This is a genomic window from Thermoanaerobacter brockii subsp. finnii Ako-1 (genome assembly GCF_000175295.2).
Classification (GTDB): Bacteria; Bacillota; Thermoanaerobacteria; order Thermoanaerobacterales; family Thermoanaerobacteraceae; genus Thermoanaerobacter; species Thermoanaerobacter pseudethanolicus.
The window spans coordinates 707,224-720,102 of the sequence record NC_014964.1; the positions used below are offsets into that span (position 1 = coordinate 707,224).

Annotated in this window: 9 protein-coding genes; all 9 read left to right on the forward strand. The window is 34.9% G+C overall.

All coding sequences use genetic code 11. The features are described from left to right. Window positions 1-48: 48 nt before the first annotated feature. Window positions 49-1,629 carry an alpha-amylase family glycosyl hydrolase gene (locus tag THEBR_RS03400; protein WP_012269122.1) on the forward strand — a complete coding sequence of 527 codons (1,581 nt, stop codon included), beginning with the start codon at window positions 49-51 and terminating at the stop codon, window positions 1,627-1,629. Window positions 1,630-1,685: 56 nt separating this feature from the next. Continuing rightward, complete coding sequence (locus THEBR_RS03405; protein ID WP_012269123.1) at window positions 1,686-2,975, forward strand: sugar ABC transporter substrate-binding protein; 1,290 nt, start codon at window positions 1,686-1,688, stop codon at window positions 2,973-2,975. A 69-nt stretch (window positions 2,976-3,044) separates the two neighbouring features. After that, window positions 3,045-4,334 (forward strand): carbohydrate ABC transporter permease, encoded by a 1,290-nt coding sequence (locus tag THEBR_RS03410; RefSeq protein WP_012269124.1) that lies wholly within the window; start codon window positions 3,045-3,047, stop codon window positions 4,332-4,334. Then, window positions 4,331-5,221 carry a sugar ABC transporter permease gene (locus THEBR_RS03415; protein WP_012269125.1) on the forward strand — a complete coding sequence of 297 codons (891 nt, stop codon included), beginning with the start codon at window positions 4,331-4,333 and terminating at the stop codon, window positions 5,219-5,221. The genes THEBR_RS03410 and THEBR_RS03415 overlap by 4 nt, the downstream gene beginning before the upstream one ends. Window positions 5,222-5,468: 247 nt before the next feature. Further along, window positions 5,469-7,742, forward strand: coding sequence for an alpha-amylase family glycosyl hydrolase (locus THEBR_RS03420; RefSeq protein WP_012269126.1), 2,274 nt, complete (start codon window positions 5,469-5,471; stop codon window positions 7,740-7,742). Between the two features lie 405 nt (window positions 7,743-8,147). After that, complete coding sequence (locus tag THEBR_RS03425; protein WP_003868313.1) at window positions 8,148-9,137, forward strand: acyl-CoA dehydratase activase-related protein; 990 nt, start codon at window positions 8,148-8,150, stop codon at window positions 9,135-9,137. Continuing rightward, window positions 9,134-10,210 carry a 2-hydroxyacyl-CoA dehydratase gene (locus THEBR_RS03430; protein WP_012268668.1) on the forward strand — a complete coding sequence of 359 codons (1,077 nt, stop codon included), beginning with the start codon at window positions 9,134-9,136 and terminating at the stop codon, window positions 10,208-10,210. Before THEBR_RS03425 ends, THEBR_RS03430 begins: the two co-directional genes overlap by 4 nt. A 99-nt stretch (window positions 10,211-10,309) precedes the next feature. Further along, window positions 10,310-11,110: a helix-turn-helix domain-containing protein gene (locus THEBR_RS03435; RefSeq protein ID WP_012269127.1), complete on the forward strand. Its 801-nt coding sequence runs from the start codon at window positions 10,310-10,312 to the stop codon at window positions 11,108-11,110. A 14-nt stretch (window positions 11,111-11,124) separates the two neighbouring features. Next, on the forward strand, window positions 11,125-12,849 hold the full coding sequence (locus tag THEBR_RS03440) for a glycoside hydrolase family 13 protein (RefSeq protein ID WP_012269128.1): 1,725 nt from the start codon (window positions 11,125-11,127) through the stop codon (window positions 12,847-12,849). Window positions 12,850-12,879: the final 30 nt, after the last annotated feature.

Below are 12,879 nucleotides of genomic sequence, written 5' to 3' on the forward strand. Positions count from 1 at the left end.
AAAGCGATTGCTGTAACATATTGGCAATTACTTGTAAGGGGGAAAGTGATGAGAAAAAATGTAAAGCTATTTGCGGTGATAATTTTAGTCTTTTCTTTATTGCTGACCAGTTGTGGTGTTAAAGATACCACTTCTAGTAATGTTCCTGAGTCGGATGTAATATATCAGGTTATGATAGATAGGTTTTACAATGGGGATAAGTCCAACGATGACCCGGAAGTAAGTAAAGGTATGTTTGACCCAACCTATACCAATTGGAGGATGTATTGGGGTGGAGATTTAAAAGGTTTGACAGAAAAAATTCCTTATATAAAAGGGATGGGAGTAACAGCTATTTGGATTTCTCCTGTTGTAGACAACATCAACAAACCGGCAATATATAATGGCGAAATAAATGCACCTTATCACGGATATTGGGCAAGGGACTTTAAAAGAGTAGAAGAACATTTTGGTACATGGGAGGACTTTGACAATTTTGTAAAGACTGCTCATGCTAATGGGATAAAAGTTGTACTAGATTTTGCTCCCAATCATACGAGTCCTGCAGATGAAAATAATCCTGACTTTGCTGAAAACGGTGCACTTTATGACGATGGGAAATTATTGGGAACTTATAGCAATGATGTCAATAAACTTTTTCATCATAATGGTGGAATTACCAACTGGAATAATTTAAAGGACTTGCAGGATAAAAATTTGTTTGACCTTGCGGACCTTGATCAAAGTAATCCTATTGTTGACAAGTATTTAAAGGATTCTATCAAGTTATGGTTTAGTCATGGAATTGATGGGGTAAGGCTAGATGCTGCAAAGCATATGCCTATGGAGTGGGTGAAAAGCTTTGCTAATACTATTTACAGTGTTAAAAAAGATGCGCTCCTTTTTGCTGAATGGATGTTAAGTGGTCCTACTGACCCATTGTATGGGTATAACATCCAATTTGCTAATACTACTGGCTTTTCTGTGTTAGATTTCATGTTAAACAGGGTTATAAGAGATGTGTTTGGAAAGGGATATGGTTTTGATAGATTGAATGACACAATAGAAGAGACAAACAAGGATTACGATAATCCTTATAAATTGATTACTTTTATAGACAATCACGACATGCCAAGGTTCCTATCAATTAATTATGATAAGGATAAAATGCATGAAGCTATCGCTTTTATAATGACTTCCCGTGGAATTCCAGCTATATACTATGGGACAGAGCAGTATCTTCACAATGATACAAACGGCGGAAATGACCCTTACAACAGACCAATGATGGAAAAGTTTGATGGGAATACTAAGGCTTATGTTTTAATTAGAGAACTATCAAAATTGCGTAAGGCTACACCGGCATTACAGTATGGGAAGACTGTAGCAAGATATGTTAGCGATGATGTTTATATCTATGAGAGGCAATATGGCAAAGATATAGTTGTAGTTGCAATAAATAAAGGAGAAGAGACTACTGTAAAAAATATAGAGACTTCTCTTCGAAAAGGCAAATACAGCGATTATTTAAAGGGTTTATTAGAAGGAGTTAATTTAAAAGTTGAAAGAAGAAATAGTGAAAACAACATTTTAAGTATAACTTTACCTAAAGACAGTGTCAGTATATGGACTAATGTAAGAGTGAAATAAGATTTTGGGTTTTTCCCAAAATTATAATAAAATTAAAAATTAAGAGGAGGATTTGTATGAAGAAGTACACAAAAATAATTGCTTTATTGACTGTGATGGTATTTGCTTTGTCAGCTGCTTTAACAGGTTGTGGTGGCAGCAAAATTACAGAAACAGAAGAAAAAGCACAAGTATCTGAAACTGAAACAAATCAAGAGTTAAAACCTGAGCCAGGTGCAAAATTGCTTGTATGGGAAAGTGAAGGTCCAGAGGGAGAATTCATTCAGTATGCAGCAAAAAAATTTACTGAAAAATATGGTGTTGAAGTAGTATATGAGCCTGTTACTCATACTGATGCACGTGGAAGATTAGCTACTGATGGCCCTGCAGGCATTGGTGCTGATGTATTTGCGGCACCTCATGACCACACAGGAGAATTAGTAGTTTCAGGTTTAATTCAACCAAATGATATTTTTGCAGATCGAATTCGAAATGAATTTATGCAGGGAGCAGTAGATGCCGTTTCATATCAAGGCGTTGTATATGGTTATCCAACAGGAATTGAAACTTATGCACTTTTTTATAACAAGGATTATGTAAAAGAACCACCCAAAACTTATGAAGATCTTATCAAATTTGCTAAAGAATTTAATAATCCTGCAAAAAATCAATTCGCATTTATGTGGGATGTAGGCAATGCTTATTTTTCTCATAGTTTTATAGCAGGATATGGTGGCTATGTTTTTGGCGATGGAGGAACCAATAAGGATGATATAGGTTTAAATTCCAAGGAAGCAGTTGAAGGAGCTAAATTTTTAGTTTCCCTTAAAGAGATTTTACCATTAAAGACTGATGATACCAATTATCAAGTTATGGATGGTATGTTCAAGGAAGGAAAGGCTGCTATGATAATTAACGGACCATGGGCAGTAAGAGGTTATCAAGAAGCAGGTGTGAATTTTGGTATAGCTCCCCTTCCGTTGTTGCCGAATGACAAGCATCCCGCGAGTTTTTCTGGTGTTCGTACTATGTTTGTAAGTGCTTATACTAAGTATCCTAAAGCTGCAAAATTATTTGCTGATTTTATTACTTCAGAAGAAATGCTACTAAAGCGCTATGAAATTACAAAGCAGATTCCGCCAATGAAGTCGTTAATGGATGCAGATATTATTAAAAACGATCCATATGCAGCACCTTTCCTTGAACAGGCACAATTTGCCGTGCCTATGCCTTCAATTCCTCAAATGGGAGTTGTCTGGGAGCCATATGCTAGGGCGTTCCAAGTTATGTGGAATGACGGTGTAGATCCGCAAAAAGCATTGGATGAGGCCGTTCAGACAATAAAAGATGCAATTGCCATACAATAATTTTTTAAAGATCTAGTCATTTGCAATTGCGAATGGCTAGATCTTTTTAGAAAAATTGGAGGGACCAGTATGAAAAGATCTAAAAGAGCGGCGTTACTTTCTATATTGTTTATGGGACTCGGACAATTATACAATCGTGAAATTGCTAAAGGGATTTTATTTGCTATTGTTAATATCATTGTTCTCATTAATATTCCGTATTTTCGCTATGCTTATTGGGGGCTTATAACATTAGGGGAACAGCCTTTACACTATGTAAATGGGATTGCAGAGGGAGACCATTCTATATTTTTATTGATACAAGGGATTATAGCTGTTTTAGTTACATTATTGATTATACTTATCTATGTATTAAATATTATAGATGCTTTTAAAACAGGAGAAGCGATAGAACAAGGGGAAAAACCGATGGGTATAGTAAAGTTTGTAAGATATGTTTCTCATAAATATTTCCCTTATCTTTCCTTAAGTCCAGCATTTGTTTTAATATTGTTTTTTACTTTATTGCCAATTTTATTTACTATTTCCATTGCCTTTACTAATTATTCTGCTCCTAATCATTTGCCTCCCAGGAACTTGGTAGATTGGGTTGGGGTTACAAATTTTAAAAATTTACTAAATTTAAAAATATGGAAAAATACTTTTATTGGAGTAGGAATATGGACTATTATTTGGGCTTTACTGGCTTCATTAACTAGTTATTTCGGTGGGTTGTTGTTGGCTTTATTAGTTAATTCTGGAGATGTTCAACTAAAAAAGTTTTGGAGAACAATCTATATTTTACCTTATGCAATACCTGGTTTTATTTCGATTTTAACTATGAGATTGATGTTTACAGGGTTAGGTCCAGTCAATAATTTTTTAGTAAAACTTGGGTTTGAACGTATGCCGTGGCTTACAAATCCTACAATGGCGAAAGTTGTTCTCATTTTAGTAAATATCTGGCTTGGAGCTCCGTATTTTATGGCTCTAATGTCAGGAACTTTAACTAATATTCCTGGTGATTTATATGAAGCTGCAGATATAGATGGAGCTACTCCATATCAAAAATTCCGAAAAATTACTTTGCCGTTGGTATTGCACGCTACAATGCCTTTATTAATTTTGAGTTTCACACATAATTTTAACAATTTTACAATGATATATCTCTTGACTAGTGGTGGGCCTGCAAATCCTGCATATAGATATGCGGGACACACAGATATTTTAATTTCTTGGATTTACAAATTAACTTTGGAACAAAATCAATATAATATGGCTGCTGTTATATCAATTATTATGTTTATTGTTGTCGCAACTATTTCTGCTTTCACCTTTAGTAGGACAAAGTCCTTTAGGGAGGAGGACTTAATACAATGAGAAAAAAGCTTGTTGGAGGATTGGGTGAGTCAAATATGGGAAACAAAAAGAAAAAAAATACTTTCTTAGATTTTATACGCAAAATGATTATTTATATACTTCTTATAACTCTTTCTTTTATTGTAATAATTCCTATAATTTGGATAATTGGTTCTTCTCTTAACCCAGGAGATACTTTGTTTAGTTCTACATTAATTCCTAAAAATCCTAGCTTAGTTCATTATAAGACTTTACTTACTAATTCTGATTTTCCTTTATGGTATAAGAATACACTTAAAATTGCAACAGCTAATATGATTGTGTCGGTATTTTTATCTACAAGCACTGCCTATGTTTTTTCTCGATATCGATTTATGGGTAGGAAGTCCATGCTAATGACAATATTGGTACTTCAAATGTTTCCAAGCTTTTTAGCTATGACTGCTATTTATGTATTATTACTACAACTAGGGTTACTGGATACTCATCTTGGATTAATTCTTGTTTATGCTACTGGCCAAATACCTTATAATACCTGGGTGGCAAAAGGGTATTTTGACGGGATTCCCCGCAGTATGGACGAAGCCGCAAAAATTGACGGAGCATCCAACTTTACAATATTTTATAAAATTATTTTACCCCTAGCAAAACCCATTATTACCTTCATAGCTTTAACCAACTTTACTGGACCATGGATGGATTTTGTGCTACCGAAATTAATTCTTCGCAGTGCTGACAAAAAAACCCTGGCAATGGGATTATATGACATGGCCGTCCACCAACACAATACAAAATTTACTCTTTTTGCAGCCGGAGCCGTATTGGTAGCTATTCCTATTACTTTGTTGTTTGTCTACCTCCAGAAACATATTGTGGAGGGACTAACAAAGGGAGCAGTAAAAATCTAAAAATACTTGGGAACAGGTTGAAAACTATCATAAAAAATGAAGTAGTAGTCTATAGCATAAATAGGTTCTACAAGTAGAAGCTAGAGCGTCTGAGACATTGTCAAAGCTATATAGCAATGAAATCAGAAGATACTCTAAAAATTAATATAAGGCTAAATACCCATAAAAGTTGATTGGCGTAGCTGTTGCTTGCTGAAGAATGTTTTATTAATTTATTAAAGTAAATATTGAAATAGGGGGATAACCTGTGGCTGCTTTAATTAAGAAAAAAAGATTAAGTGTTTTAGTGGCTGTGATAATACTGCTGGCTTTCTCTTTCAATCTTCAGCCGGTTACTGTCGAAGCCACGAGTACTGGAGGATTAGGTCCTGTAACGCCAAAGGATACCATTTATCAAATTATTACAGATCGGTTTTATGATGGTGATCCATCAAACAATATTCCTCCAGGTTTCGATCCTACACTTTTTGACGGAACAGGAAGTGACTTGAAGCTGTATCAGGGAGGCGATTGGAAGGGAATTATTGAGAAAATTCCTTATTTAAAGGAAATGGGCATTACAGCAGTTTGGATTTCTGCTCCTTATGCCAATCGTGATACGGTGATTGAAGATTATCATCCGGACGGCAGCGTCGACAGGTGGACCAGTTTTCACGGATATCATGCTAGAAACTATTTTGCTACTAATAAACATTTCGGAGAAATGCAGGATTTTATTGCACTGCGAGATGCTCTCCACAGTAACGGAATAAAACTGGTTATTGACTTTGTATCCAATCATAGTAGTAGGTGGCAAAATCCTACATTAAACTATCAGCCGGAAGATGGAAGATTGTACGAACCTGACAAAGATGAAAATGGAAACTACGTATTTGACAGCAATGGGAATCCGGTGGATTATAACGGAGACGGAATAGTTGAAAATCTATTGGCTGATCCTCACAATGATATTCATGGTTTTTTCCACGGGTTAGGGGATCGAGGAGATGATAATACCAGATTTGGGTATCGCCATAAGGATTTGGGTTCGCTGGCGGATTATTCCCAGGAGAATTCCGTGGTGGTGGAATATCTAGAAAAAGCTGCAATATTCTGGAAATCAAAAGGTATAGATGGTATACGTCATGACGCAACTCTTCATATGAATCCAGCTTTTGTTCAAGGGTTTAAAGATGCGATTGATTCTGCACCAGGGGGGCCTATTACTCATTTTGGAGAATTTTTTATCGGACGTCCAGATCCTAAATATGAAGAATATCGTACCTTCCCTGATCGAACTGGGGTTAATAATTTAGATTTTGAATACTATCGTGCAGCGACCAATACTTTTGGTTATTTTTCTGAAACCATGAAAGACTTTGGTGAAATGATGATAAAAACCAGTAACGATTATATTTATGAAAATCAAGCGGTTACCTTTATCGATAATCATGATGTAACCCGGTTTAGGTATATACAGCCAAATGACAAACCTTATCATGCAGCGTTGGCAGTCTTGATGACATCCCGTGGGACACCTAATATATACTATGGTACCGAACAGTACTTATATCCTGCAGATGCCAGTGATATTGCCGGAAGAATGTTCATGCAGACATCAACTTCCTTTGATCAAACCACAACAGCTTATAAGCTGATTCGCAAACTTTCCGATTTGAGAAGAAGCAATGAAGCTGTTGCCTACGGTACGACAGAAATACTTTACAGTACAGATGATGTATTAGTCTTCAAACGGCAATTTTATGACAAGCAAGTAATTGTTGCCGTAAATCGACAACCCGATAGAAGTTTTGCTGTACCGGATTTAAAAACTACACTGCCTGTAGGAACCTATCAGGACGTACTAGAGGGATTACTATACGGAAAATCCATGACGGTGGTGGAGGAAAATGGTCAGCATAAGATTAAAGGCTTTACCCTATCGGGAGGAGAAGTAAACGTTTGGGCCTATAATCCTTCACTGGGGACAGAAATTCCAAGGATAGGCAATGTCATTTCTACAATGGGTCGTCCAGGTAATCTAGTTTATATTTATGGTACTGGTCTTGGAGGAAATGTAACGGTTAAATTTGATACAACACCGGCTCAAGTGGTGTCCAACAGTGATGAAATGATTACTGCCGTTGTTCCCAATACGCCGGGGATTAAGAGCATTACAGTAATAAAGGGAAACTATACCAGTAATTCTTTCCGCTATCATGTGTTATCTGGTGATCTGGTTCAGGTAATAGTTAAAGTAAATGCATCAACGGAATGGGGACAAAATATTCATATTGTTGGGAACTTGCCAGAACTAGGAGGCTGGGATCCTGCCATGTCGACAGAAGCAATGATGTGTCCCAATTATCCTGAATGGTTCCTGCCAGTAAGTGTTCCAATGGGAACAACCTTTGAGTTTAAGTTTATTAAAAAAGACAGTAATGGAAATGTTATATGGGAAAGTGGTGAAAATCGTATCTTTACTTCTCCCAATACGTCTACTGGAACCGTTGATACACCGGTATACAATTGGAGGTATTGAAAAAAGGAAGAAATTGAGTTTCAGCTCAATTACTTCATTTATCATCGGTTATTTGTTCTTCAAAAAAAGCAGCATGGATGGGGAAAAGGAAAGTTTGTCAGGTTTTAGTTTGATTAATCTATCATAGTTACACTGGGTCCTCAGAAACTTATACAGATTATGGGTTTTCCAATGTTTTTTTAATTTTATTTGATCGGTATGGTAAATCACTTCTTCCAGTAAAATTTTAGGTTCTGAGAGATACTTGCAAGCTGGTCTTGCAGCAGGTGCAGTAAAAGGATAAAAAATTGTTACACATGGAACAATTTGTAAATACCGGATTATTTCCGGTATTTTTATTTTGTATATAAATAAAAATTTATGGCAAGAATAAATATGTATTTGCTTTTAAAGGAGGTGTCAAAAATGAGTAAGACTGTAGGAATACCCAAAGGACTTTTATATTACGATTTTTATCCAATGTGGAAGACTTTTTTTGAAGGTGTGGGATCAAAAGTAGTGGTTTCTCAGGATACAAATAAAAAAATTCTTGATGAAGGAGTAAAAAACTGTGTTGAAGATGCTTGTCTTCCTGTAAAAACTTATGTAGGACATGTGATAAATTTAAAAGAAAAAAACGTTGATTATATATTTATTCCGAGGGTTGTAAGTGTAGAAAGAAAAAAATACCTTTGTTCAAAGTTTTTGGGACTGCCAGATTTTATAAAAAGCTTAATTGGTGATTTACCACCTATTATAGATATTGAGATTAATTATTATAAAAATAATGATAAATTTACTCAAAATGAATTTATAAAAATTGGCAGGATGTTTGGGAAGACTAAAGACCAATCTTTAAAAGCCTATTTTAAGGCTACCCACCAACAAAAAAAGTTCGAGAGTTTGTTGAAAGAAGGTCTTACCAATTTAGAAGCTTTAAAAGTTTGGGAAGGAAAGAATTTGGTAAAAGAAGAAAGTAATTATGACCTTAAAATAGCCGTCATTGCTCATCCTTATGATATTATGGATGAATACATAAGTATGGGGATTATTGAAAAGTTAAAAAACATGGGAGCGCAAGTTTATACCATGGAAATGTTAGAGAGAGATTTAATATTAGAAGGAGTGTCAATGCTTTCAAAAGAAATGTTTTGGAACTATGAAAGAGATATTTTGGGAGCGGGATTGTATTTTTTAAAACAAAAGAATGTAGATGGGGTAATTATGGTTTCTGCTTTTGGTTGTGGACCTAATTCTATGACAGAGGAATTGTTGGAGAGGATTTATAAAAGAGAGAAGGAGGTACCTTTTATGTTGATTACAATTGATGAACATTCGGGGGAAGCTGGCATTATGACGAGGTTGGAGGCTTTTACAGACCTTTTAAGATTTAATAAAAAGGCGGTGATGGTATGAAAATTACTTATCCTCACATGGGTTCTTTAAATATGATTTTAAAGACGATGTTTGAAGGAATTGGGGTAGAAGTGATAGACCCACCACCTTCTACTAATAAAACTTTGACCTTAGGAGTTAGAAATTCTCATGAATTTGCATGTTTACCCTTTAAAATCAATGTCGGAAATTTTATTGAGGCTCTTGATAAGGGAGCAGATACGATTATAATGTTAGGGGGAATTGGGCCCTGCAGATTTGGGTATTACGGTCAGGTGCAGAGAGAGATATTAAAAGATTTGGGCTATGACTTTAAAATGATAATTGTTGATCCACCCCATGGCAGGTTGATAGACTTTTTAAAAGAATTAGCTTCATATTTTCCTAATGTAGATGGAAAAATAGCTTTAAAATCTTTTGTATTTGCAGTGAAAAAAATGATAGCGGCTGATAAATTAGAAAAGTTTTTATTAAAATACAGAGCCCATGAAGATAACCCAGGTGTAACTACAAAAATATACGAAGAATATATGAAAAAGCTAGAAAAAGCTCAAAATGGTAAAGAAGTGGACAAAATAGTATCAGAGGCCATGAAAAAAATAAAGGAAAATGCAAATGTACGGAGGAAAATACAGCTTAAAGTAGCACTAGTGGGAGAAATTTATATGCTCCTAGAACCCTTTACTAATATGGATATCAGCAAATCTTTAAATGAATTGGGGGTAGAAGTTACAAAAACAGAATATCTTTCAGATTATTTAATTAACAGTGCTTTTAAATTGCCTCAAAGAATGGAGTTTAAGAAAAACGCAAGAGGATATTTAGAAAGAGATATAGGAGGACATGGGCTCAACACTGTTGCAAATACCGTAAAATATGCTAAACTAAATTATGATGGCGTGATTCACATACTTCCATTTACCTGCACCCCTGAAATAGTAGCTCAAGGAATAATTGCAAAAATTAGCCGAGATTACAATATTCCAGTGATGTCTTTAGTATATGATGAAAACACTGGACAAGCAGGTTACCAAACCCGTTTGGAAGCTTTTGTGGATCTTTTGTATAGAAAAAGGATGGAGGTAGTTTGCTGAAATCATCCTTTTAATTTTTATTTTTCCGAAAATAATGAAGGAAAAATGTATTTTGTGTGGAATATATAATAAGTGGATGGTTAGTAAGGGGTGATAGGTATGAAGGAATTGGGAGAATTTTTAAAAAGTGAAAGAATTAAAATGGGATTGACTCTTGAAGAAATTCAAGAAATAACTAAAATACGGATACGCTATTTGAAAGCTATTGAAGATGGAGATTTTAGCGTAATGCCTGCACTTGTATATGCTAAGGGCTTTGTAAAAAGTTACGCTGAGGCCTTAGGGTTAGATGGCAATGAGTTGGTAAAAAAGTATGAGTATTTGTTTCAGGAGAAAGAGGAGGAAGCCATACCTAATATAGAGACCACATCTTACAAAAAAGAGAGAAGAGATTTTTCACAATTTTTTTTGACTTTAAAAAAAGCAGTAATTGTTGTTTTAATAATAGGTATTATAGGATACGGTTTTTACTATTTTCTAATTCAAGTTAAAAAAGGACTTGCACCAATTCCACAACAAAATCAAAGTGAAGCTTCAACAATTTCGGAAGACAAAACAAATCTTCCACAGGAAAGCAATGTTTCTCAACCTATAGTAAAGACGTCGATTGAAAAAGTAGCAGAGACTTCTAAAAAAATAGAATATAAAGTTGTTCCCTTTGGAGAAAGTTATAAAGTAGAAATAAGCGTACCTGGCGAAAAATGTTGGTTTAGTGTAAAAGTAGATGGAAATGTCGTTTATGAAGGCCTTATGACAAAGGATATGTCTAAAATTTTTGATGTAAAAGATAGTATTACTATATTGATGGGATATCCGCCAGCTGTTAAAATAACTGTAGACGGTGAGGAGCTACCAACAGTACATACACCATCACCGGTTACTATAAATATTCATCCATAGAAAGGAGAAAAAAGATGATAAAAGAAGCTATATTCCATAAAAGCGATGTGCCTTACGCATATCCACTGAATGAAAATCAATTAAAGATAGTACTAAGGACTGCTGTATTTGATGTAGATAGGGTGTATGTTTTATACAAAGACAGATACGATTGGCTGGGAAAATTCAAAATAAAACCAATGGTATTAACTCATACCAACGAGTTATTTGATTATTATGAGACTACTTTAGAGCTTAATAAAAAATTTGTGTATTTTTTCTATTTGGTATCTGATGGGGGCGAGAAGTTATATTATACAGAAGCAGGATTTTACAAAAAAAGGCCAGAAAATCATTTTTGGGGATTTTTCCATTACCCGTATATAGGAGAAAAGGATGTCTTTTTTGCTCCAGAGTGGACAAGCGATTGCATGGTGTATCAGATATTTCCTGAAAGGTTTAATAACGGTGATAAATCAAATGACCCTGAAAATGTAAAGCCCTGGGGTGAAAAACCTACTGCAGATTCTTTCTTTGGAGGAGATTTGCAAGGAATAATAGATAAAATAGATTATTTAAAGGATTTGGGTATAAATGCCATTTATTTAACCCCCATATTTTTATCGCATTCCACCCACAAATATGATACTACTGATTATTATACAATTGACCCCCACTTTGGTGATACGCAAAAAGCGAGAGAACTTGTGCAAAAATGTCATGACAATGGCATAAAAGTTATATTTGATGCCGTTTTTAATCACTGCGGATATGACTTTTTTGCATTTCAGGATGTTATTAAAAATGGTAAAAAATCAAAATACTGGGATTGGTTTAATATATACGAATGGCCAATTAAAACTCATCCAAAACCTTCCTATGAAGCTTTTGCAGATACTGTATGGAGAATGCCAAAACTTATGACAAAAAATCCAGAAGTACAGAAGTATTTATTGGAAGTAGCGGAATATTGGATTAAAGAAGTGGACATAGACGGCTGGAGGCTGGATGTTGCTAATGAGATAGACCACCATTTTTGGAGAAAGTTTAGAGAAGTTGTAAAGGCAGCTAAACCGGAGGCCATAATTGTAGGAGAGGTTTGGCATGATGCTTCTCCTTGGCTTAGAGGGGATCAGTTTGACAGTGTAATGAACTATCCTTTTAGAAATGCGGTTGTGGACTTTTTTGCAAAAAGGAAAATAAGTGCTTCTCGCTTTAATACAATGATTACAGAGCAACTTATGAGGCATATGGATAGTGTAAATAGGGTTATGTTTAATTTAATAGGAAGTCATGATACTGAGAGGTTTTTGACTTTAGCTAATGGCATGGTTGCGAGAATGAAGTTAGCATTAGTGTTTCAATTTACCTTTGTTGGAATCCCATATATTTACTATGGGGACGAGGTAGGAATGGTGGGAGATTATGACCCTGATTGCAGAAGATGCATGATATGGGAGGAGGAAAAGCAAAATAAAAGTATTTTTAATTTCTATAAAAAGTTGATTTCTATAAGGAGAGAAAATGAGGAGCTCAAATACGGAAGTTTCTGTACTTTATATGCTATAGGAAGAGTGTTTGCTTTTAAGAGGGAATACAAAGGTAAATCAATAATTGTTGTACTAAATAACAGTAGCAAGCAGGAAGTGATATTTTTGAATGAAGTAGAAGGAAAAGAAGATATTTTAAAGATGAAGGAATTAAAAAGAAGTGGAAATCTCCTTTACTTGCAACCTAACTCTGCCTATATTTTAAAGTAACCAATCTGAGTTTAAGTGAATAATATGAAG

Excerpts from the sequence above, each read along its gene's own strand:
- THEBR_RS03400 (WP_012269122.1), top strand. The coding sequence starts at position 49 with ATGAGAAAAAATGTAAAGCTATTTGCGGTGATAATTTTAGTCTTTTCT.
- THEBR_RS03405 (WP_012269123.1), top strand. The coding sequence starts at position 1,686 with ATGAAGAAGTACACAAAAATAATTGCTTTATTGACTGTGATGGTATTT.
- THEBR_RS03410 (WP_012269124.1), top strand. The coding sequence starts at position 3,045 with ATGAAAAGATCTAAAAGAGCGGCGTTACTTTCTATATTGTTTATGGGA.
- THEBR_RS03415 (WP_012269125.1), top strand. The coding sequence starts at position 4,331 with ATGAGAAAAAAGCTTGTTGGAGGATTGGGTGAGTCAAATATGGGAAAC.
- THEBR_RS03425 (WP_003868313.1), top strand. The coding sequence starts at position 8,148 with ATGAGTAAGACTGTAGGAATACCCAAAGGACTTTTATATTACGATTTT.
- THEBR_RS03430 (WP_012268668.1), top strand. The coding sequence starts at position 9,134 with ATGAAAATTACTTATCCTCACATGGGTTCTTTAAATATGATTTTAAAG.
- THEBR_RS03435 (WP_012269127.1), top strand. The coding sequence starts at position 10,310 with ATGAAGGAATTGGGAGAATTTTTAAAAAGTGAAAGAATTAAAATGGGA.
- THEBR_RS03440 (WP_012269128.1), top strand. The coding sequence starts at position 11,125 with ATGATAAAAGAAGCTATATTCCATAAAAGCGATGTGCCTTACGCATAT.